Genomic DNA, 20,539 nt, shown 5'->3' on the forward strand with positions numbered 1-20,539 from the left:
GCGGCACGACGAAATCAGCACAGCAAAGGTGAACGGGAGCAATTGGTGAGGATCGCGCTGGTCTCGGAGGGCACCTACCCGTACGCGATGGGTGGGGTGAGCATCTGGTGCGAGCAGCTCATCCGGGGAATGCCGGACTACCGGTGGGAGGTCGTGGCGCTCACCGTGGACGGCACCGAGGAGCCGGTGTTCGAGCGGCCGGCGAACCTCGACCGAGTGCACTCGATCCCGTTGTGGGGCGGTCGGCCGGCAGGCCGCCGCCCCCGGCGGGGCCGGGGAGTGCTGGTCCCGTCCGGCCGCCCCGGCGCGGAGTTCGTCGAGTCGTACGAGGTGTTCCTGCGGGCGCTGGTCACCCCGCTGGAGTCGACCCGCTCCCAGGCCGGCGCGGTGAACCGGAGCACCTTCCTGCTCGCCCTGCGCGGCATGTTCGAGTACGCCGCCGGCGGCGGTGACCTGAGCGCCGCCCTGCTCTCCAACGAGGCGCTGCGGATGATGCTGGAGGCCTGGCACACCCTGCGGGTCGAGGAGACCGGGCCGACGCCCACCGTCGCCGACGCGCTCGAGGCGGCCTGGCTCATCTCGCACATGCTCCGGCCGCTGAGCGCGCCGCCGGTCCGCGCCGACATCGTGCACTCGTCGATGAACGGACTGTCCACGCTCGTCGGGATGGCCGCCACCTGGACGTACGGCACCCCGCTGGTGCTCTCGGAACACGGCATCTACCTGCGCGAACGCTACATCTCCTATCTGCACGACGACGCGCCGCACCCGGTCCGGGTGCTGGTGCTGAGCTTCTTCCGCTCGCTCGCCGGCGCGGCCTACCTGATCACCGGCGCGCTCGCGCCGCACTCGCAGTACAACCGGCGCTGGCAGCTGCACAACGGCGCCGACCCCGACCGGATGTGGACGATGTACAACGGCGTCGACCCGGACGAGTTCCCGCCGGCGGCCGGCGAGCCGGACGAGCCGACCATCTCGTTCATGGGCCGGATCGACCCGCTCAAGGACCTGCACACCCTGATCCGGGCGTTCGCGGTGGTCCGCGCGGAGATCCCGAACGCCCGGCTGCGCATCTTCGGTGGGACGCCGGCCGCCAACAAGGTCTACCACGAGAGCTGTCTGGCCCTGATCGACGAACTCGGGTTGACCGGGCAGGCCGTCCTGGAGGGCCGGGTGGGCAACGCCGTCGAGGCGTACCACGCGGGCAGCCTGGTGGCGCTCACCAGCATCTCCGAGGGCTTCCCCTACACGGTGGTGGAGGCGATGGCGTGCGGCCGGCCCACCGTGTGCACCAACGTGGGCGGGGTCGCCGAGGCGGTCGGCGACACCGGCTTCGTCGTCGCGCCACGGGACGTCGCCGCGATCGCCGACGCCTGCGTACGGATGCTCAACGACAGGGAGCTGCGGCTGCGGCTGGGAGCGGACGCCCGCGCGCGGGTGCTGGAGAAGTTCACCCTGCAACGCTCGTTGCAGGCGTACCGCGACATCTACGAGGGGCTCGCCGAGCCCCCGACCGCGTCCCCCGCCCCGAAGCAGCTGCGCGGTCAGGCCCAGGGTTTCGTCCGCGTCCCGAACCGCTCGGTCCGCCCCGGGGTGGCCGCCGTCGCCGCCCGCCCCGAGGCCGTGCCCGTCGCCGCCCGGCCTGAAAGCGTGCCCGTCGCGCCCCGGCCCGAAAGCGTCCCCGTCGTCGCCCGGGTGCCCCGCCAACGGGGGCCGGAACAGTACTCGTCCGCCGCGTACCCGAGCCGCCACGACCCGAACTCGTCCGGGCCCGAGCTGCCGCAGTCCGCCGGAACGCGCTCGGACGGCACGTATCCGGACGGCACGTGTGCGGGCGACGATCCAACTGTCGGCATCCTGCGCGCCACCGGCGGTCGTTGATGACCGGCACCAACGACCCGGACGTCACCGACCCCTTGTTCCGACCCTTCGCCACGATGACCACCGAGGCGGGGACCGACGACCGGGCGGACAGTCCCGAACGCACGATCCTGCTGCCCCGGATCTCCACCGATCCGGTCGACGACCTGGTCGAGCGGGTCCGCCCCCAGCTGACCCGGGCGGTGGACGCGCTCCAGGTCGCCGCCGCCCTGGAGGCCGACGGGCACACCGACCGGGCCGCCCAGGTCGAGTACGGCTACCGCGACGTCTTCGTCCTCGCCTCGGAGGTGTTCCGGCGGTTGGGGCCCAACCCGCCGGTGGTGGACGGGCCGCCCGCCGCGTCCGCGCCCGGCCCCGACCGGCGGGGCGACCTGCGGACGATCTCGCACGGCCTGCTGTACGTGCTGCCCAGCGCCGCCTTCCCGGCCGTACTGGCGGTCGTGGGTCGACCTGGCCTGGTGCTCGGCATGATCCTCGCCGGCACGGTGGGGTGGATCTGGTCGGGGATGGCCGCCCACGCGGCGTTCCGCCTGCTCGGCCTGGGCCGGGTCCGGTCGGCCAGCCGGGTGCTGCGGATCGCCGCGCTGACCGCGCCCCTGCTCGGCGCGGTGGCCGGTGCCGCGCTGCTGCCGTACGGCGGCCTGCCGCTCGCCGTCATGATGGTCTTCCAACTGACCTACCAGTTGGCGAGCACGCTGCTGCTCTTCCACAGTCGTGAGTGGTGGCTGGCGGCGGCCATGCTCCCGGCGGTGCTCTCCGGCGCCGTCTTCCTGCTCGACGGGGGCGCGACGGCCCGGCTCTGGGCGGTCGGCGGGGCGGTCCTCGGCGTGCTGGCCAGCCTCGCCGCCGGGCTCTGGGCCACCCGGGAGGCCGTCCGGGCCGAGGAGCCGGTGGCCCGGGAACCGCTGTGGCCGCCCGCGCCCCGGCTGCTCGGCGTCGCCGGCTACGGGTTCTGCTCGGCGGTGCTGCTCTTCCACGCGCAGGCGCCCTACCTGCTGGGCCGGTTGGACATCGCGGCGGCGGCGGTGCCGCTGATCCTGTCCATGGGGTTCGTCGAGTGGCGGACCAGCCGGTTCTGGGCGAGCGGGGTCGCGCTGTCCCGACGGGCCCGCGTCCCGCGCGGCTTCGTCGCCGGGATCTGGCGCACCATCGGCCGGGAGGTCGCCGCCTGTCTGGCGGTGCCGGCGGTGCTCGGGGCGGTGCTGATCGTCGTGCTCGCCCAGCTGGGCCGGCTCTCGGCCGCCGGGGTGGTGATGACCGCTGCGCACGTGGCCCTCGCCGGGGCGTACTACCTGGCCTTCCTGCTGGTCGGTAGGGGCCGGTACGGCTGGCTCTGCCTGGCCATGACGGTGGTGGTCGTGCTGCACGTCGGCCTCGGCGGGCTGCTCGGCGTCGCCCCGCTGCTCGGCCAGGGCGACGACCCGGTCGCCGACACCTCGCTCTACCTGGGCAGCGTGCTGCTGCTCCAGGCGTTGTTCGCGCTCGGTCTGTTTCCGGTGATCGGGCAGGTTCGGCACTACCGATAGTCCACCGATAGTCCACGCGAGACCTATGGGGAGGTCCGGTTGCACGCGGTGATTCTTGCCGGCGGCAAAGGGGTGCGGCTGAAGCCGTACACCACGACGCTGCCGAAGCCCCTGATGCCGATCGGGGACAGCCACTCGATCCTCCAGATCGTGCTCGACCAGCTCGCCTCGCGCGGGTTCACCTCGGTGACCCTGGCGATCAACCACCTCGGCCCGCTGATCCGGGCGTTCGTCGGGGACGGCAACCGGTGGGGCCTCGCCATCGACTACGTCGAGGAGGACCGACCACTGTCCACGGTCGGCCCGCTGTTCGCCCTGAAGGACCGGCTGCCCGACGAGTTCCTGGTGATGAACGGCGACGTCCTCACCGACCTGGACTACGGCGACCTGCTGCGGGACCATCAGCTCTCCGGGGCGGGGCTGACCCTGGCGACCTCCGAACGGGTGCACCGGATCGACTTCGGCGTGCTCGACGTGGACGACGGGCGGGTCGTCGGGTTCCGGGAGAAGCCGGCGCTGCACTACCCGGTCAGCATGGGTGTCTACGGGATGTCCCGCCGGACGCTCGACCCGTATCCGGCCGGGTTGGCCCTCGGCTTCGACCAGTTGGTGCTGGACCTGCTGGCGGGCGGCGACCAGCCACGGACGTACCCGTTCGAGGGGTTCTGGCTGGACATCGGCCGACCGGAGGACTACGACGAGGCGAACCGCTCGTTCCCCCAGCTCAAGCCGATCCTGCTGCCCACCCGGTCGAGGCCGGTGGAGGTGACCGTCGGTGAGGCGGCCGAGCCGTTGGCCGTCGCCGACCTGCCGGGCGTGGTGCGGGCCGGGGAGCTGACGTGACGCGGGTACTGCTGTTCGGGGCGTCCGGATTCATCGGCGGGCACGCCCGCGACGCCCTGGCCGCGGATCCCCGGGTCACCGAGGTGATCTGCCCGGGGCGGGCGACGTACGACCTGCTCGACGGCGAGCCGGCCGCGCTCGCGGTGCTGCTGCGCGAGGTCGCCCCGGACGCGGTGGTCAACTGTGTGGGCGCCCTCACCGGCTCCGCCGCCCAACTGGTCAACGCGAACACGGTGGTCGCGGCGAAGCTGCTTGAGGCGACCGCCGCGGCGGCACCGCAGGCCCGGCTGGTCCGGCTCGGCTCGGCCGGCGAGTACGGGCCGCTGCCGCAGCGCGTCCCGGTCACCGAGGAGGCACCGGCCCGACCGGTCAGCGCGTACGGCGTGAGCCACCTGGCCGGGACCCGGCTGTTCCAACTCGCCGGGGAGGCCGGCGAGGTCGACGCTGTCTCGCTGCGGGTGTTCAACCCGATCGGTCCCGGCATGTCGCAGGAGAACCTGCTCGGTCGGGCGGCGGCGCGGATCCGGGCCGCGCTGGCCGACGGGGCGACCGAGATCACCCTGGGACCGCTGTCGGCGTACCGGGACTTCGTCGACGTGCGGGATCTCGCCGCGCTGATCACGGTGGCGGCGCTCGCGCCCGCGCTGCGGCACCGGGTCGTCAACGCGGGCAGCGGCCGGGCGGTCAGCGCCCGGCAGGCCGTCGCGCTGCTGGCCGACGCGGCGGGCTACGACGGCGCGATCCGGGAGGCCGGCGTCGGGCCGCAGCGCTCGCAGGCGGTCGACTGGATCCAGGCCGACATCGGCCGGGCCGCCCACGAGCTGGGGTGGTCGCCGGTGCGCGACCTGGCGACGTCGATCAAGGACATCTGGGCCGCCGGCGACGCACGCTGAGCCGGCGGACCGCTCCCCCATCACGACACACCCGTAACACGAGAGGACACCGCAGATGAGTACGAAGATCGGGGTCGTGGGCCTGGGCTACGTGGGGCTCACCCTCACCGCCGCCCTCGCCGACAAGGGCTTCACGGTGTACGGCGCGGACGTCTCGCCGGCGGTGCTGGACGCGCTCTCGCACGGCCGGCCGCACATCTTCGAGCCCGGCATCGAGGACGTCTTCGCCGCCCACCTCGGCAAGAGCATCCACGTCGCCGCCGACCTGCCGAAGGACACCGTCGACGTGGCGGTGATCAGCGTGTCGACGCCGGTGGACAACATGACCCACCGCCCCAACCTGGCGAACCTGGCCGCCGCCGCCCGGGTGGTGGCCGCCAGTTGCCGCCCGGACACCCTGGTGGTGGTGCGCAGCACGGTGCCGGTCGGCACCAGCCGCCGGGTGGTGCTGCCGGAGCTCCAGGCCGCCTGGGGTGAGCGGGTGAAGCTGGTGATGGCCCCGGAGCGGACCATCCAGGGCCAGGCGCTGCGGGAACTCGTCGAGCTGCCGCAGGTGGTAGGCGGCCTGGACGACGAGAGCCTCGCCGCCGGGGTCGAGTTCTTCGACGGGTTGGCACGCACCGTCGTCCCGGTCTCCGGGCTGGAGACCGCCGAGTTGGTGAAGCTGTCGAACAACTGCCACACCGACCTGATCTACGCGTTCGGCAACGAGATCGCGTTGATCGCCGAGCGGCACGGCCTCGACCCGCTGGAGGTGATCCGGGCGACCAACGTCGACTACCCGCGCCCGGATCTGGCCAAGCCCGGGTACGTGGGCGGCGGCTGCCTCTCGAAGGACCCGTACATCATGATCGACAGTGCGGGTGACAGGCGGCCGTTCCTCGTCGGCAAGGCCCGCCAGCTCAACGAGTACCTGCCGATCCACGTCGGTGAGACCGTGGTCCGGATGCTCGTCGAGGCGCGCGGGCGCAGCCTCGGCGCCCGGCTGGCGGTGCTCGGCTGGGCGTACAAGGGCTGGCCGGCGACCGACGACATGCGGGGCACCCCGATCGAGCCGATGATGCGGGTCTTCTCCGCCGCCGGTGTGACAGTCCTCGGCCACGATCCGATGGTCACCGACGACGTGATCCGCCAGTACGGCGGCGAACCGGTCAGCCTGGACAAGGCGTTCACCGAGGCGGACGCCGTGCTGATCATCAACGACCATCCGGACTACCGGGCGTTGCGGGTACCGGAGGTGCTCGGCGCGACGCCCCCGGCGTTCGTCTACGACTCGTGGCGGGTGCTCGACGGCGACGCGGTGATGGCCGCCGGGGTGCGCTACGCCGGACTCGGCTACCTGCCGCCCGCACCGACCGGTCCGGGTGACGACGGCGGTACGGCCGGCGCTGCCGCCGGCGCCGGCGCGGCGACCGCCGGGGCGGTGTCCGCATGAGGGCACTGCTGCTCGGCGGGGCCGGCTTCATCGGCCTGCACCTGGCCCGCCGTCTCGTCGCCGACGGTCACCAGGTGACTATCGTGGACGACTTCTCCCGGGGCCGCGACGACGCCGACCTCGACCGGCTGCGCGCCGATCCGGCCGTACAGGTGATCTCCGGCGACCTGACCAGCCCGGACACCTGGGCCGCGCTGCCGACCGGCTGGGACCAGATCTACCTGCTCGCCGCCGTCGTCGGGGTGCGCAACGTGGAGCAGGATCCGGCCCGGGTGATCCGGGTCAACACCCTCTCCGCGCTGCACCTGCTCGACTGGGTGGCCCCGGGTGAGCGGGTCTTCTTCGCCTCCACCAGCGAGGTCTACGCCGGGGGCGTCACCGCCGGGGTGGTGCCGGTGCCGACGGCCGAGACGGTGCCGACGATGATCTCCGACATCGCGGCCCCCCGCTTCGCGTACGCGGCCAGCAAGCTGCTCGGCGAGGCCGCCTTCCTGCACACCGCCCGCGCCAAGGGCTTCGAGACCGTGGTGGGCCGATTCCACAACGTGTACGGCCCCCGGATGGGCGCCGACCACGTCATCCCGGAGATGTCCCTGCGTGCCCTGCGCGGGGCCGACCCGTTCCCGGTCCCCGGCGCCGACCAGTACCGGGCGTTCTGCCACGTGGACGACGCGGTCGAGGCGATGCTGCGGCTGATGGGGGCACCTGCCGCCGCCGGGCAGATCGTGCACATCGGCAACGACCGGGAGGAGACCAACATCGGCGACCTGGCCAAGCTGGTCCTGCGGGTGGCCGGGGTGAGCCCCGCCATCGTGCCCCGGAGCGCGCCACCGGGATCGGTCGCCCGCCGCTGCCCGGACCTGTCCCGGCTGCGCGAGCTGACCGGCTACGAGCCGGGCGTCAGCCTGGAAGAGGGGGTACGCAGCACGTTCGCCTGGTACCAGGAGCACGGATGGACGTGACGAACCGACGCCCGATCTGCTTCTACTACGGCGACGGCCGGCTGCCCGAACTCACCAGGTACGTGCGGGTGGTCCTGCAACCGGACTTCTACCGGCCGGCCGAGCTGCGCTACCTCGCCGAGCAGGACGTGCAGACGCTCGGCTACCTGTCGCTGTCGGAGGACCAGGGGCCACCCGCGCCCTGGCAGCGGCAGGAACGCAACCCGGACTGGGGTGGCGCGTTCGTCCACGTCGACCATCCGCTCTGGGTGGCGCACGTGGTGAAGCAGGCGAAACAGGCGATCGCGCAGGGCTTCGCCGGGCTCTTCCTGGACACGCTCAACGTCGAGCTGACCTTCCCGGAGGACGTGCCGCACCTGCTCACCCTGGTCGCCGCGGTCCGGGAGGAGGCCCAGCCGGCGTACCTGCTGGCCAACCGGGGGTTCGGCATGCTGCCCCGGTTGGCCGAGATCGTCGACGGGATCGTCTTCGAGTCGTTCTCGGCCCGGTGGACCGACCAGGGTTACGCCGCCTGGCCGCCCGACGTGCTGGAGTTCCACGCCCAGATCGCCGAGCAGTTGCTCCAGTTGGAGCTGGACCTCTACAGCCTCGACTACGCCGACAGCCAGGGGCTCACCGATTTCGCCGAGCGCCGGGCCCGCCAGTTCGGGCTCCAGTCCTCGGTCAGCGACCGCGCCCTGTCCCGTACCTGACCACCCCGTTCGGGACGTCCGCCCGGACCGGTCCGGTGCCCGGTCCGGCTTGGGCACCCGCCCCTGCCGGGCCGGGACCGGATCGTGCGTCGGCACCACGCGCGACCGGCTCCCGCCCGACGGGGGCGGGGTTCCCCGCAGCGGTCGGGCGGCAGACGGCGTCCGGCCGGCGGGCAGGCAGCGGGTCGGGGCGGCGGGTCAGGCCGTTGCGGTGTCGAAGGCGGGGGCGAGCGGCAGCAACGCGGCCCGGACGAGGTCCGGCAGTGGCCCGGACGGCACCACGAACCCGGCCATCGACGGCACCTCGCTCGTGCCGTCCAGCCACTGCCGCAGCGCCACCCTGGTCGCCGCGCCGACGGCGGCGGAGAGCACCCGGGCGGTCAGAAGTTCGATGCCTGGGCAGCGGGCGGTGACCGCCTCGAAGAGCGGTTCGTCGATCGTGGTGACCGCGTCGACGTAGCAGGCGCGCAGCGCGGGGCTGGCGGCGATCATCAGCAGCGCGGCGGGGGGATGGTCGCCGGGGTCGGTGTACAGGCCCACGACGGCGTCGATGACCGCGTCACCGAGGCCGACCCCGGCCGGCCGGGCGAGCACGGCCCCCGCGATCCCGGCCGCGCGGTCCGCAGCGACCCCGGCGACGATCGCCTGCTCCCGGCTCGGGAAGTAGTTGTTGTAGGTCCGGGGCGACACGCCCGCCGCCTGGGCGATCTCCTCGACGCGGACGTTGTCCGGCCCGCGTTCCAGCGCGAGGCGCAGGGCCGCCGACTGGAGCGCCTCCCGGGTGGCCCGCTTCTTCCGTTCCCGCAGCGTCGATGGACTGCTCACGGTGCCACTTTCGCACACTCGGTACGTGCACGCAAACTTGCGTGCACGCAAGTTTGTGCTACGGTTCCTCCGAACCGTCTTGGAGCACCACGATCGAAAGGGGCCGACATGCGCGCCAAGGGCATGGCCTACGACACCGGCTTCGTCACCGACGGCGTCAGTTCGGTACCGCACTGGGACCCCGAGGTGGTCCGCCGGGAACTGGCCATCATTCGGGACGACCTGCACTGCACCGCCGTACACCTGGTCGGCGGCGATCCCGGGCGGCTGGAGTCGGCCGCCCGCACCGCCGCCGAACTCGGCCTGGAGGTCTGGTTCTCGCCGTATCCACTGGAGCTGGAACCCGACCTGATCCGCGCGCTGTTCCTCGACTGCGCCGAGCGGGCCGAGCGGCTCCGCGCGACGGGGGCCGAGGTCGTGTTCGTCACCGGCGCCGAGCTGAGCATCATGAACCGTGGCTTCATCGCCGGGGAGCGTCTCGCGGACCGCCTCCACCACCTGTTTACCGACCCGAACGGCCGCGCCGAGCGCATCGCCGAGGTCCGCGTCCGCCTCGACAAGTTCCTGCGCACCACAGTGGCGGCGGTCCGCGAACGCTTCCACGGCAAGGTCACCTACGCCGCGATCCCGTTCGAGGGCGTCGACTGGGACCTGTTCGACGTGGTGACCGTCGAACTCATCCGGTCCGCCGAGGTCGCCGACCAGTTCCGCGACGGCGTACGCCGGCTGGTCGACCAGCCCAAGCCGGTCGCCGTCACCGGCTTCGGCACCGCGACCTGGCGCGGCGCGGGCGAAGTCGCACCACGCAGCATGGAGATCATCGAGTACGACGCGACCAGCGGGAAGCCCCGGCGACTGGACGGAGTGTACGAGCGCGACGAGGACGGTCAGGCCGCATACCTGCGCGAACTGCTCGACATCTTCGACAGCGAGGGCGTCGACAGCGCCTTCGTCCACCTCTTCGCGCTACCCAGCCTGCCGCACCGGCCGGACGGCGATCCCCGGGACGACCTCGACCTCGCCAGCCCCGGAATCGTCAAGGTGCTCGACGGCCGCACCGGCGAGACGTATCCCGGCCTTCCCTGGGAGCCGAAGGCCGCGTTCGCCGCCGTCGCCGAGCACTACTCCCGCCCACCCGCGTCGGCCGGTCGGCGCGGCTGAACGGACGACGCCCGGCCGGAGGGGGCAAGTGTCCGGGCCACTGGGCACTGCCCCCTCAGCGCAGGCGCAGCCCCGCGACGAGGAGCCCGACCATGCGGCGTGCGTCGTAGTAGGGGGCGCGGCCGGCGCAGAGGTTGCCGACGGCGAACAGGAACTCCTGGGCGTTCTGGCCGGGGTGGATCTCGCCGGCTTCGGCGGCGGCGTCGAGCAGCTGGGCGCACGCGGGGACGAGCCGGTCGAGGAAGTACCCGTGCAGCGTCTCGAAGGCGGCGTCGTCGGACTGTAGCGCCCCGGCCAGGCCGTGCTTGGTGACCAGGAAGTCGACGAACAGGTCGATCCAGGTGGCCAGGGCGGCGTGCGGCGTACCGCTGGTGGCGAGCAGGGCCGGCGCGGCCTCGGCGCACGCCTGCACCTGGTGCCGGTAGACGGCGACGATGAGGTCCGCCCGGGTCGGGAAGTGGCGGTAGATCGTACCGACGCCGACGCCGGCCCGTGCGGCGATGTCGCGGACGGGCGCGTCGACGCCGACAGCGAGGAAGGCCGCGGCGGCGGCCTCCAGCAGCGTCGCCTCGTTACGCCGGGCGTCGGCCCGCTTGCGTGGGGCCGGCGACGCCGCTCCCCCGTCGCGGCCGGTCATCGCGCCCACGCCTCCACCCTCCTTGGCAAGCGGAACAGGGTTCCGTATAGTTCTTAGCGGAACATTGTTCCGCTTGAGCCATGATGCCAGAACCGGCCGGCCGACCGCCAGCGCGGGGACGGCCGCCGTCATCCCCAGGAGGAACAGCCATGCAGTACCGCACCCTCGGCCGCACCGGCGTGCAGGTCAGCACCCTCGCGCTCGGCGCGATGAACTTCGGCGCCATCGGTCGGACCGGCCAGGACGAGGCCACCGCGATCATCGACGCCGCCCTGGAGGGAGGGATCAACCTGATCGACACCGCCGACCGGTACAGCCAGGGCGAGTCGGAGGAACTTGTCGGCCGGGCCATCGCCGGCCGCCGCGACGACGTCGTGCTGGCCACCAAGGCGACCATGCCGATGGGCGACGAGCGCAACCACCAGGGCAGCTCGCGGCGTTGGCTGGTCAGCGCGCTCGACGACAGCCTGCGCCGGCTCGGCGTCGACCACGTCGACCTATACCAGATCCACAGGTGGGACCCGACCACGAGCGACGAGGAGACGCTGTCCGCGCTGACCGACCTCCAGCGGGCCGGCAAGATCCGCTACTTCGGCAGCTCGACGTTTCCGGCGTACCGGATCGTGCAGGCCGAGTGGGCCGCCCGGGAGCACCGCCTGAGCCGGTACGTCACCGAGCAGCCCAGCTACTCGATCCTGCAACGCGGCATCGAGACGCACGTGCTGCCCGTCACCGCACAGTACGGGCTGGGCGTGCTCGCCTGGAGCCCGCTCGCCTCGGGCTGGCTGTCCGGCGCGGTCCGGGCGGGCCGGGAGATCGCCACCCACCGCGCCGACGTCCTGCCGCAGCGCTTCGACCTCACCGTCGCCGCCAACCGGGCCCGGCTCGACGCCGTCGAGCAGTTGGCCAAGGTCGCCGACGGGGCCGGGCTGACCCTGATCCAGCTCGCGCTCGGCTTCGTCACCGCGCACCCCGCCGTGACCAGCGCGATCATCGGCCCCCGCACGCCGGACCACCTGCGCAGCCAGCTCGCCGCCGCCGACACCGTGCTCACCGCCGACGTGCTCGACGCGATCGACACGATCGTCGCCCCCGGCGTCGACCTGGCCCCGGACGAGAAGCACGACGCCCCGCCCGCCCTGCTCGACCCGACGCTGCGCCGCCGCTGAGCGGTCACCCGCTCGATCCACCTGCGGCGCGGGGCTCCGACTCGCACCGCCTACCGGGTGGGCCGGGCGGCGAGTGGGAAGGTGACGCCGGTCAGCTCCTCGGAGACCGTCCACAGGCGACGGGCGGTAGCGCCGTCCCGGGCTGCCTTCGACCGGCCGACGAGCTTGGGCGCACCGCGCCCTTCGAGCAATCCGTCGGGCCCGACGTAGCTGCCGCCCGGGATGTCGGCCACCGCCGCGTAGAGGGTGGGCAGCGCGCCGTCCGCCTCGCTCTGGGCGAAGCGGTTGACGAGGGTCGTCTGGAGCCGGTTCCACAGGGAGCGGTCGTGGTCGAGGTGCCCGAGCAGGTTGGTGGCGGCCAGGCCGGGGTGGGCGGCGGTCGCCCGCACCGGCGAGCCGACCTCGGTGAGGCGGCGGTGCAGCTCCGCGGTGAACAACAGGTTCGCCAGCTTCGACTGCGCGTACGCGGGGAACGCCCGGTAGGACCGGCGCTCCCAGTTCGGGTCGTCGAAGTCGATCTTCCCGGCCCGGTGCCCGCTGGAGGAGACGGTCACCACCCGCTCCCGGATCTGCGGCAGCAGCAGGTTGGTGAGCGCGAAGTGGCCGAGGTGGTTGGTGCCGAACTGGAGCTCGAACCCGTCCGCGGTACGGCCGAGCGGCGGGATCATCAGCCCGGCATTGTTGATCAGCAGGTCGATCGGCCCGGTGCAGCCCTCGGCGAACGCCCGGACCGAGGCGAGGTCGGCCAGGTCGAGCCGGCGGACCTCGACCTCGCCGGTCATGGTCGCGGCGGCGGCAGCGCCCTTCGCGGTGTCCCGGACGGCGAGCACGACGTGGGCGCCCCGGGCGGCGAGCACCCGGGCGGCGATCCGGCCGATGCCGCTGTTCGCCCCGGTCACGACGACGGTACGGCCGGTCATGGCGGGAACCTGGGCGGGCGTGAATGTTGTCATGGAAAACAATGTAGCCGGCGACAACAATGTATGCAACGACGACTTTTTGTCGACTACGATGACCGTCGTGCCCGCGTACCACCATGGAAACCTTCGCTCGACGCTGCTCGCGGCGGCCGAGCGCAGCCTGCGTCAACACGGCGCGGGCCAGCTCTCGCTGCGTGAACTGGCCCGGGAGGTCGGCGTCAGCCACGCCGCGCCACGCCGGCACTTCCCCGACCGGCAGGCGCTGCTCGACGCCCTCGCCGAGGCCGGCTTCGCCCGGCTGCACGCCGAACTGTGTGCGGCGCTCGCCGCCGCCGGGGACGACTTCGGGCCGCGCCTGCACGCCATGGCCGCCGCCTACCTGCGGTTCGCCACCGAGGACGCCGCGCTGCTGGAGCTGATGTTCACGGCCAAGCACCGCCAGGGGGCCGACCATCTCGTCGTCGCCGCCGCCGGGCCGTTCGGGCTGATGGACGATTTGATCGCCCAGGGGCAGGCCCAGGGCTTGCTGGAGCCCGGCCCCCCGGACCGCGCCGGCATCGTGCTGTTCGCGACGTTGCAGGGCATCGCCACCCTGGTCAACGGCAACCTGGTGGCAGCAGAGCTGCTCGACGGGATCACCCAGACCGCCGTCGACCAGTTCATGCGGGGGTCCCGCCCCCGTTAGCGGGCGACGTCAGCCGCCGAGCGGGGAGATGCGGGTCACGTTCGGACATGTCACTGGGCGGTGGGCTGCCCCGTCTCAGGGGGTGTAGCCATGAACGACCGCAGAGGAGCACATCATGGACGCCCGACTGAACTTCCTCGCCGCCCCGACCGCCGGCAGGGCCCTCAAGCACATGATGTCGGCGGGCAAGGCGTTGAAGGAGTCACCGCTGCCGACCGCCACCCAGGAGTTGGTGGCGCTGCGCGTGAGCCAGATCAACGGCTGCGCCGTCTGCGTCGACATGCACACCAAGGACGCCGCTGCGGCGGGCGAGACGTCGGTGCGGCTGAACCTGGTCGCGGCCTGGCGGGAGGCCACGGTGTTCACCGAGGCCGAGCGGGCCGCGCTGGCACTGGCGGAGGAGGGAACCCGGGTGGCGGACGCGGCCGGCGGGGTCAGCGACGAGGTGTGGACGGACGCCGCCAAGCACTACGACGACGAGCAACTGGTCGCGCTGGTGTTCCTGGTCTCGTTCATGAACCTGGCGAACCGGATGAACATCATCACCCGGCAGCCGGCCGGCGCCTACCAGCCCGGACAGTTCCACTGAACGCACCACAGCAGCCACCGGCCCGGTGTCCCGACTACGGGCCACCGGGCTCGGAGCCCGCGCAGGTGCACACGAGTGGGTGGGAGGGGTTCCGCGTGACCAAGGTCGAGGAGTTCGAGGAACTGCGACCGCTGCTGTTCTCGATCGCCTATCGGATCCTGGGAAGTGTGGGTGAGGCCGAGGACACGGTGCAGGAAACCTGGCTGCGCTTTGACGGCTCAGCGACCCGGCCCACGTCGACCAGGGCTTTCCTGTCGACCACGGTGACCCGACTCTCGATCGATGTGTTGCGCTCCGCGCGGAGGCGGCGGGAGGAGTACGTGGGCCCGTGGTTTCCCGAGCCGCTGCTGCACGACCCGTACCAGGACCCGGCACGGTCGGTGGAGCTGGCCGACTCGGTGTCGATGGCGGCGTTGCTGCTGCTGGAGCGGCTCAGCCCGTTGGAGCGGGTGGTGTTCGTGCTGCGGGACGTGTTCGCCTTCGGGTTCGACGAGATCGCCGGCGCGGTCGGCCGATCGGAGCCGGCATGCCGGCAACTGCTGGTACGGGCACGCCGGCACATGGCGGCCGGGCAGCCGCGCTTCGAGGCGGACCGCCAGGAACGGCAGAGGCTGGCGACCCGGTTCTTCGACGCGCTGACCGACGGCAACGTCGACGAACTGCGCGAGCTGCTGGCCGCCGAGGTGCAGCTGGTCGGCGACGGCGGCGGCAAGGCCCCGCAGCTGGCCAGGGCCGTGACGGGCGCAGAGAACGTGGCCCGGGTGCTGGGCACGGTCCTGCCCTGGCTGACCCGGATCGACGTGTCGTTCGCGCCGCACGAGATCAACGGCCAGCCCGGCGTGATCTTCCGCGACCCGGATGGCAGGGTGCTCCAGGTCCTCGCCCTCGATGTGCACGACGGACAGGTGCAGACCATCCGGGCGGTCATCAATCCCGACAAGCTCCGCCACATCGGGCCGGTCGCCGACGCCTGGGCCATCAGTCGTCAGGCGAAACAGGCCCGTCGACACCGGAACTCAGAGGGTGCGACGCCTCAAAGGGCCGGTCAGTGAGGCTGGCGGATGGTGGCGAGGAAGCTCCGCCAGGACTGGGCGGAGAACACCAGTACCGGCCCGGCAACATCCTTACTGTCCCGCACTCCCACCCCGACAGCCAGACTGTCGGCGAACTCCACACACGCGCCCTCGGCACTGCGTGTGCTCTTGCGCCAGCGAGAACTTGCCAGCTCATTCATCGTAGGTCTCCTTGATCACACGTCCGATGAGATCCTCGGACTCACGCTCGTCGAGGGCAAGCGCCGAGAGCGCCTGCCAGGCTTCGGAGTAGGTTTCCAGCTCGTTCGGGCCGTCCAGGTAGAGACTGCCGGTGAGCGACGCGCTGTAGATAGTGGAGGGTTCGGCAGGGCGGGTGCCGAGGGCCGGAGAATCCAGAAAAATGAAGGCGCTCGCGACAAAGACCATGTGCGGACCAGCCGACTGCGGAACGATGCGGACCGACACGTTGGGCGCTTGAGCGGCGTTCACGGTATGCGCAAGTTGCCTGCGCCACGCCTCCACATCGGCGATGGGTCGGCGGATGACCGCCTCGTCGATGATGGCCTCGAAGGTCGGAGCGACCGGGCGGCGTCGAGACAGCAGACGCTGCCGCTCCAGCCGAAGGGACACCTTCCGCGCCACTTCCTGTGCGGCACGCCCAGGCTTGCTCTCGAACACCGCCGCCATGTACTCCGGAGATTGCAGCAGGCCCGGGATCAACATCGTCTCGTAGTGGCGGATCTGGCGTGCTGCCGCTTCCAGCCCCACGTACAACTCGAACCATGCAGGGATGACCTCTCCAGCAACCGGCCGAGCTGCCTGCGGGGGACCGAAGATCCGTCGCTCACGTTCCGCTTCCCGTCTCAACACCGTGCGTCACCTGTCTCATCTGAAACAGATGGCGGGCCCGATGAGGCATCGTCAACATCTTTCGCTGAATTTCTCGATGAGACGTTGCACCTCGATCCGTTTCGGACTCATCGTGGCGGACAGGGCGGCCTGTCGACGATCAATGGAGGTGGCACTGTGCCCCGATGGAATTGGTTCCAGCGCCCGGATCATCCGGTCGATGTGGTCGGTCGGTCGAGTGCCCCGCAGAAGGCCGACACCATCGGGCACACCGGGAGGGATGCGGGGCGGGCCGACCGGCGTGGAACAGCCCTACGGTGATCTTCGCGCGGGACCTTCCGTTGCTGACCTCCGCCGCGTAGTGGCGGGCACGGAACGCGGTCAGGGGGCACCGCCGATGAGGCTGCACATGCCAACCTGCCCAGCGGTGCGCCGGACAGGAACGGGCGTCGAGCGGGGCACCCGCCATGTTTGAGGGACGACCCGGGCCGCCGTTCCGCGTCCTGATGGCCGGCTACGTGGTCGACTTCCACCACTGCAACGCCTGCCCCCCGCTGCCGCCCCGACGGCTCCTGCCGCCGCCTCACCGCAGTCGCCGACACCGTCCGCGCCTGGCGCGACCGCCCCGACCGGCAACCCCGCGAGCCCGCCACCGGTGAACAGGGCGGGTCGACCGACCGGCCCGCGCAGACCAACCGACATGCGCAGACTGACAGGGGTACGCCGTGAAGCCCGGCGACCTGCTGCTGATCACCAGGGCCGCCAGTGTGCAGTTCATCCGCCCGATCCGGTGCCGGCTGATCCGGATCGACGACCGGCCGACGTACGACGGGTGGGTCTGGCTGGATGTCTATCAGCTCGACGCCCGGGACCGGGCGGCGGTCCGGCGGAGCATCTTCGTGCAGCGCGCCGGGGTGCGGCCGGCTGCCCATGGGCAGCCACCCCCGCAGCGCGCCACCCAGCGACCTCCCCTGCGCACGACGCCCAGCTAGATCCGGCGCGGGTCCTGACAATTTCCCGACACCCGGCGCGCATTTCCACGACGGGAAGGCACGACAGTGCCCTGGCCGGCGGCCAGGGCACTGTCGGGGGAGGGAATTACGCGGGAGAGCCGGCTTCCGCGTAGTCGTACAGGCTCTTGATGTCGTCGTCGTAGTACGGGCCGTCGAATTGCCCGTTACCCGGATTGTCGCCGTGGCTGACGGTGCTGTTGATGTATCCGGCACCGATCGAGTCGTTGTATTCCTGCAACCAGGGTCCGCCGCTGGAACCGTAGGTCATGTTGCAGCTCATCCGGATCTGCTGGCCGCCCGCGTCCCAGGTCGTGCCCTGGCAGTATTGCTGGCTCTCACCGCCGCCGAGGTTGGACGGGTAGCCGAGGGCGGTGACAGCGACGCTGTAGCCCCAGTTCCAGCGCAGGCCGTTGCCGCCGACGGTGTCGACGACCTTGGCGTTGTAGATGCCGCCGTTGGACATCACCGCGATGCCCATGTCCTCGGCGTAGCTCGACGAGCTGGCCCACGCGCCACGGGTGGAGAGGGTGTACGCCACGAAGGTGCCGAACGGCCGGACGCCGTTGCGGTACCGGGGGACGAACTGCCAGTTGGTGTACCACCCACCGCCGGCGCCCTGGTGGACGCAGTGGCCGGCGGTCACCACCAGCCGCCGCTTGGCGCTGGCGACAGTGCTGGCCGAGCAGGAGGCGGTGCCGCCGCCGGGGACGGTGAAGTAGACCTTGCCCACGGTCACCGCCTCGTTCAGCAGCGTGCTGGGGCCGCCGGCGATGCGCGGCGTCACCGGCGCGACCGAACCGGCAGGCCCGGTCGGCCTCGGCGCGCGGCCGGTCGACTGGGTGGCGGACGCCGACTTCGGGAAGTCCAGGTCGACGGCGGACGCCATGCGCGCCGGGGTCCAGAAGTCGGCGACCTCCTTGGCGATTTTCTCGTTGGTGATGGCCCGGCCGTCCAGGGTACGGGCAATCGCGGTGATGTTTCCTTTCTGGGCGACAGTTGTCGAATTCGCCTCGGCTGCCGGCGCACCGGTCAGGATCAGGGTAAATGCCGCACCGGCACTCACAGTCCAACGCAGAGCGGATTTCAAGAGGACCTCCTAATGCCCCTCACACCATCCAAGCTCCGGCAGCATATTGAATTGATTCTATTGATCACAACGCCGGACATTGTCAGGAATCCGTGCCACCCGGCCGCGACCGCCATCACCGACGCCACTTTTCCCACCAATGGGAAATGCCGCTGCGGGCCCCGACCCAACTCGACCCACCCGTGGTCGGGCCCCGCCTGGAAAGATCGCCAGGCGACCAGGAGGAGGAGCAGTGATCGATGCAATGGCCGAACGGGTATTGCAATCTCCCGCCCGCGTCCGGATACTAACGAAGAGTATTCACGTCTACGAATGGATCACCGTATGATTCATCTCCATCGTGATCGCCGTGCCCTCACGGCAGGATTCGGGGCCGCCCTTCTCGCGCTGAGTCTTCTGGTATGGCCGGCCGCCGGCGCGACGGCGCAACTGGAAGCTCCCGGTCGGAATGACACGAAAGCGGGTGTCAACGCCAACTACTACCAGCTCAAGAATCCAGACTCCGGATTGTGTCTCACGCTCTACAACGGCAACACGATCGATGGGGCGCCGCTGGTCGTCATGCCATGCACCCAAGGCGGGAAGCCTATGAGCTGGGCTTTCAGCGCTGGGAACGCTGGCACTCTTTCCTCCCAAGCCGATCCGCAACGATGTGTCGATGTCCTGAATGGCGTGACCGCCAACGGAACTTCCGTGCTCGACTGGACCTGCGGTTCCACTAACCCCAACCAGCAGTGGACTCTCACCAATGGCGGCAGATTGCTGAGCGGCCTGTCAGGCGGCTGGTGTCTCTCCATCTACGGGAACAGCCCGACGCCTGGGACGATCGTCGTCCTGATGTCGTGCCTGAATGAGGGTGGAAGCCCGCCCCCCTCCCCCTCGTCGTCTCCGTCTCCGTCTCCCTCTTCGTCTCCATCCCCGCCTCCGAGTGGGGCGGGCGATTACGCGAAGTGGGTTGTCAACTAGTGCCATGACCATGACGTTCGCGGTGTCGGGCCAGGCGGGCCGGTCGCGGGCCGGCCCTGGACCTGGACGACGTGGAGCTGCCCCTGCGGCGTTCCCTTGCCCACTAGTCGGGCCAGCTGTCCGGCCGCCGACAAGGCGACGTTCCGCCGATGTGGCGGTATCCGAGGTGCGGGGATACCGCCACATCGGCGGAACCGGCGTCGGGACCACGCCCGGACGCCGGTCTGCGGAAGGGCCGGCCACCGCCGGCGCGGAGGTCAGCGCGAACCGGAGCCGAGGGCCGTCCGGATCAGCCGGTTGACAAGCTTCGGGTACTCCAGGCCGCTGGCCGCCCACATCCGGGGGAACATCGACGTCGGGGTGAACCCGGGCATCGTGTTGATCTCGTTGAGGTAGACGTCCAGGTCGGGGGTGACGAAGAAGTCGACCCGGGCCAGGCCGGCGCAGTCCAGCGCGGTGAACGCGCGGGTGGCGTACTCCTGGACCTGGCGGGTGACCCGGTCGGGCAGGCCGGCGGGGACGTCGTACTCGCAGACCTCGTCGGCGAAGAGGTACTTGGCCTCGAAGTCGTACCACTCGCGGTCGCCGACCATCCGGACCTCGGCCAGCACTGACGCCTCGGGCGCCCCGCCGGCCTCACCCTCCAGCACACCGCACTCGATCTCCCGGCCGACGATCGCGGCCTCGACCAGCACCTTGGTGTCGATCTCACGGGCGGTGGCGACGGCGGCGTCCAGCTGTGCCCAGTCGTCGACCCGGGTGATGCCGAACGACGAGCCGGCCCGGGACGGCTTGACGAAGACCGGCAGCCCCAGCCGCTGCTTGTCGGCCTCGCTCAGGGTCACCCCGTTGCGCAGCACCGCGTACGCCCCGACCGGGATGCCCTCGACGGCGCAGAGCTTCTTGGTGAACTCCTTGTCCATCGCGGCGGCGGAGGCGAAGACGTTCGCGCCGACGTAGGGGATGTCGGCCATCTCCAGCATGCCCTGGATGGTGCCGTCCTCGCCGTACGCGCCGTGCAGCACCGGGAAGACCACGTCGACGTCGGCGAGCGCCCGGGGGCCCTCGGTCGGGTCGAGCACCAGCAGGCCACCGGCGGTCGGGTCGGCCCGGAGCACCACCTCGACGCCGGCCCCGGCGGTGACCTCCGGGAGCTTGCGCGCCCGGATCGCCAACTCGCCCGGTTCCCCGCTGGTCAGCACCCACCGGCCCTGCCGGGTGATGCCGACCGGCACCACGTCGTACTCGTCGGGGTCCAGCGCGCCGAGCACGCTGCCGGCGCTGACGCAGGAGATGCCGTGCTCGGGGCTGCGTCCGCCGAAGACGATCGCCACGCGGGTCTTGCCTGGGGTGGTCACTCGGGTCACCTCTC

The 20,539-nt window shown here is 71.4% G+C and carries 21 protein-coding genes; 14 read left to right on the top strand and 7 right to left on the bottom strand.

Annotated elements, in window-relative coordinates; genetic code table 11:
* Positions 1-45: 45 nt before the first annotated feature.
* From pelF to OHQ87_RS17625, 7 genes are read left to right on the top strand one after another with little or no spacing between them, the layout of a single operon-like run.
* Positions 46-1,881, top strand: coding sequence for a GT4 family glycosyltransferase PelF (gene pelF / locus OHQ87_RS17595; RefSeq protein WP_328339183.1), 1,836 nt, complete (start codon positions 46-48; stop codon positions 1,879-1,881).
* On the top strand, positions 1,881-3,407 hold the full coding sequence (locus OHQ87_RS17600; RefSeq protein WP_328339185.1) for a hypothetical protein: 1,527 nt from the start codon (positions 1,881-1,883) through the stop codon (positions 3,405-3,407). The genes pelF and OHQ87_RS17600 overlap by 1 nt, the downstream gene beginning before the upstream one ends.
* Positions 3,408-3,455: 48 nt before the next feature.
* A complete protein-coding gene (locus OHQ87_RS17605) occupies positions 3,456-4,250 on the top strand; it encodes a nucleotidyltransferase family protein (RefSeq protein ID WP_328348896.1) in 795 nt (264 codons plus the stop codon).
* Positions 4,247-5,143, top strand: coding sequence for an NAD-dependent epimerase/dehydratase family protein (locus tag OHQ87_RS17610; protein WP_328339187.1), 897 nt, complete (start codon positions 4,247-4,249; stop codon positions 5,141-5,143). The genes OHQ87_RS17605 and OHQ87_RS17610 overlap by 4 nt, the downstream gene beginning before the upstream one ends.
* A 55-nt stretch (positions 5,144-5,198) precedes the next feature.
* Positions 5,199-6,578: a nucleotide sugar dehydrogenase gene (locus tag OHQ87_RS17615; RefSeq protein WP_328339189.1), complete on the top strand. Its 1,380-nt coding sequence runs from the start codon at positions 5,199-5,201 to the stop codon at positions 6,576-6,578.
* Entirely contained in the window at positions 6,575-7,540 is a 966-nt protein-coding gene (locus OHQ87_RS17620) for an NAD-dependent epimerase/dehydratase family protein (protein WP_328339191.1), read from the top strand. Before OHQ87_RS17615 ends, OHQ87_RS17620 begins: the two co-directional genes overlap by 4 nt.
* Positions 7,531-8,232, top strand: a complete 702-nt coding sequence (locus OHQ87_RS17625; RefSeq protein WP_328339193.1) for a hypothetical protein — start codon at positions 7,531-7,533, stop codon at positions 8,230-8,232. Before OHQ87_RS17620 ends, OHQ87_RS17625 begins: the two co-directional genes overlap by 10 nt.
* 198 nt (positions 8,233-8,430) lie before the next feature.
* Here the strand turns inward: OHQ87_RS17625 and OHQ87_RS17630 are convergent, their stop codons facing one another.
* Positions 8,431-9,057, bottom strand: coding sequence for a TetR/AcrR family transcriptional regulator (locus OHQ87_RS17630; protein WP_328339195.1), 627 nt, complete (start codon positions 9,055-9,057; stop codon positions 8,431-8,433).
* A 108-nt stretch (positions 9,058-9,165) separates the two neighbouring features.
* On the opposite strand from OHQ87_RS17630, the gene OHQ87_RS17635 reads away from it, so the two are divergent.
* Positions 9,166-10,218 carry a hypothetical protein gene (locus OHQ87_RS17635; protein WP_328339197.1) on the top strand — a complete coding sequence of 351 codons (1,053 nt, stop codon included), beginning with the start codon at positions 9,166-9,168 and terminating at the stop codon, positions 10,216-10,218.
* A gap of 55 nt (positions 10,219-10,273) precedes the next feature.
* Here OHQ87_RS17635 and OHQ87_RS17640 read toward each other — a convergent pair whose 3' ends face one another.
* On the bottom strand, positions 10,274-10,855 hold the full coding sequence (locus OHQ87_RS17640) for a TetR/AcrR family transcriptional regulator (protein ID WP_328348897.1): 582 nt from the start codon (positions 10,853-10,855) through the stop codon (positions 10,274-10,276).
* A gap of 149 nt (positions 10,856-11,004) precedes the next feature.
* On the opposite strand from OHQ87_RS17640, the gene OHQ87_RS17645 reads away from it, so the two are divergent.
* Positions 11,005-12,024, top strand: coding sequence for an aldo/keto reductase (locus OHQ87_RS17645; RefSeq protein ID WP_328339199.1), 1,020 nt, complete (start codon positions 11,005-11,007; stop codon positions 12,022-12,024).
* A 50-nt stretch (positions 12,025-12,074) separates the two neighbouring features.
* Here OHQ87_RS17645 and OHQ87_RS17650 read toward each other — a convergent pair whose 3' ends face one another.
* Positions 12,075-12,977 carry an oxidoreductase gene (locus OHQ87_RS17650; protein WP_328339201.1) on the bottom strand — a complete coding sequence of 301 codons (903 nt, stop codon included), beginning with the start codon at positions 12,975-12,977 and terminating at the stop codon, positions 12,075-12,077.
* A gap of 58 nt (positions 12,978-13,035) precedes the next feature.
* Here OHQ87_RS17650 and OHQ87_RS17655 point away from each other — a divergent pair, with 58 nt between their 5' ends.
* From OHQ87_RS17655 to OHQ87_RS17665, 3 genes are all read left to right on the top strand, one after another.
* Entirely contained in the window at positions 13,036-13,629 is a 594-nt protein-coding gene (locus OHQ87_RS17655) for a TetR/AcrR family transcriptional regulator (RefSeq protein WP_442930491.1), read from the top strand.
* Between the two features lie 115 nt (positions 13,630-13,744).
* A complete protein-coding gene (locus tag OHQ87_RS17660) occupies positions 13,745-14,218 on the top strand; it encodes a carboxymuconolactone decarboxylase family protein (RefSeq protein ID WP_328339205.1) in 474 nt (157 codons plus the stop codon).
* Positions 14,219-14,313: 95 nt separating this feature from the next.
* Complete coding sequence (locus OHQ87_RS17665) at positions 14,314-15,270, top strand: RNA polymerase sigma-70 factor (protein WP_328339207.1); 957 nt, start codon at positions 14,314-14,316, stop codon at positions 15,268-15,270.
* Here the strand turns inward: OHQ87_RS17665 and OHQ87_RS17670 are convergent.
* Both OHQ87_RS17670 and OHQ87_RS17675 read right to left on the bottom strand, forming a co-directional pair.
* Positions 15,264-15,452, bottom strand: coding sequence for a DUF397 domain-containing protein (locus tag OHQ87_RS17670; protein ID WP_328339209.1), 189 nt, complete (start codon positions 15,450-15,452; stop codon positions 15,264-15,266). The two genes, OHQ87_RS17665 and OHQ87_RS17670, sit on opposite strands and share 7 nt — an antisense overlap.
* On the bottom strand, positions 15,445-16,122 hold the full coding sequence (locus OHQ87_RS17675; protein ID WP_328339210.1) for a DUF5753 domain-containing protein: 678 nt from the start codon (positions 16,120-16,122) through the stop codon (positions 15,445-15,447). The genes OHQ87_RS17670 and OHQ87_RS17675 overlap by 8 nt, the downstream gene beginning before the upstream one ends.
* A gap of 704 nt (positions 16,123-16,826) precedes the next feature.
* Here OHQ87_RS17675 and OHQ87_RS17680 point away from each other — a divergent pair.
* Positions 16,827-17,093: a hypothetical protein gene (locus OHQ87_RS17680; protein ID WP_328339211.1), complete on the top strand. Its 267-nt coding sequence runs from the start codon at positions 16,827-16,829 to the stop codon at positions 17,091-17,093.
* A gap of 106 nt (positions 17,094-17,199) precedes the next feature.
* Here OHQ87_RS17680 and OHQ87_RS17685 read toward each other — a convergent pair whose 3' ends face one another.
* On the bottom strand, positions 17,200-18,201 hold the full coding sequence (locus OHQ87_RS17685) for a trypsin-like serine peptidase (RefSeq protein WP_328339212.1): 1,002 nt from the start codon (positions 18,199-18,201) through the stop codon (positions 17,200-17,202).
* 324 nt (positions 18,202-18,525) lie between these two features.
* Between OHQ87_RS17685 and OHQ87_RS31410 the strand changes: the two genes are divergently transcribed.
* Positions 18,526-19,167, top strand: coding sequence for an RICIN domain-containing protein (locus OHQ87_RS31410; protein WP_442930493.1), 642 nt, complete (start codon positions 18,526-18,528; stop codon positions 19,165-19,167).
* Positions 19,168-19,424: 257 nt separating this feature from the next.
* Here the strand turns inward: OHQ87_RS31410 and OHQ87_RS17690 are convergent, their stop codons facing one another.
* Complete coding sequence (locus OHQ87_RS17690; RefSeq protein WP_328339213.1) at positions 19,425-20,525, bottom strand: D-alanine--D-alanine ligase family protein; 1,101 nt, start codon at positions 20,523-20,525, stop codon at positions 19,425-19,427.
* Positions 20,526-20,539 lie beyond the last annotated feature (14 nt).

It is taken from the genome of Micromonospora sp. NBC_00421 (assembly GCF_036017915.1).
In the GTDB taxonomy this organism is placed as follows: Bacteria; Actinomycetota; Actinomycetes; order Mycobacteriales; family Micromonosporaceae; genus Micromonospora.

Excerpts from the sequence above, each read along its gene's own strand:
- OHQ87_RS17600 (WP_328339185.1), top strand. The coding sequence starts at position 1,881 with ATGACCGGCACCAACGACCCGGACGTCACCGACCCCTTGTTCCGACCC.
- OHQ87_RS17615 (WP_328339189.1), top strand. The coding sequence starts at position 5,199 with ATGAGTACGAAGATCGGGGTCGTGGGCCTGGGCTACGTGGGGCTCACC.
- OHQ87_RS17620 (WP_328339191.1), top strand. The coding sequence starts at position 6,575 with ATGAGGGCACTGCTGCTCGGCGGGGCCGGCTTCATCGGCCTGCACCTG.
- OHQ87_RS17625 (WP_328339193.1), top strand. The coding sequence starts at position 7,531 with ATGGACGTGACGAACCGACGCCCGATCTGCTTCTACTACGGCGACGGC.
- OHQ87_RS17635 (WP_328339197.1), top strand. The coding sequence starts at position 9,166 with ATGCGCGCCAAGGGCATGGCCTACGACACCGGCTTCGTCACCGACGGC.
- OHQ87_RS17640 (WP_328348897.1), bottom strand. The coding sequence starts at position 10,855 with ATGACCGGCCGCGACGGGGGAGCGGCGTCGCCGGCCCCACGCAAGCGG.
- OHQ87_RS17645 (WP_328339199.1), top strand. The coding sequence starts at position 11,005 with ATGCAGTACCGCACCCTCGGCCGCACCGGCGTGCAGGTCAGCACCCTC.
- OHQ87_RS17650 (WP_328339201.1), bottom strand. The coding sequence starts at position 12,977 with ATGACAACATTCACGCCCGCCCAGGTTCCCGCCATGACCGGCCGTACC.
- OHQ87_RS17655 (WP_442930491.1), top strand. The coding sequence starts at position 13,036 with ATGACCGTCGTGCCCGCGTACCACCATGGAAACCTTCGCTCGACGCTG.
- OHQ87_RS17660 (WP_328339205.1), top strand. The coding sequence starts at position 13,745 with ATGGACGCCCGACTGAACTTCCTCGCCGCCCCGACCGCCGGCAGGGCC.
- OHQ87_RS17670 (WP_328339209.1), bottom strand. The coding sequence starts at position 15,452 with ATGAATGAGCTGGCAAGTTCTCGCTGGCGCAAGAGCACACGCAGTGCC.
- OHQ87_RS31410 (WP_442930493.1), top strand. The coding sequence starts at position 18,526 with ATGATTCATCTCCATCGTGATCGCCGTGCCCTCACGGCAGGATTCGGG.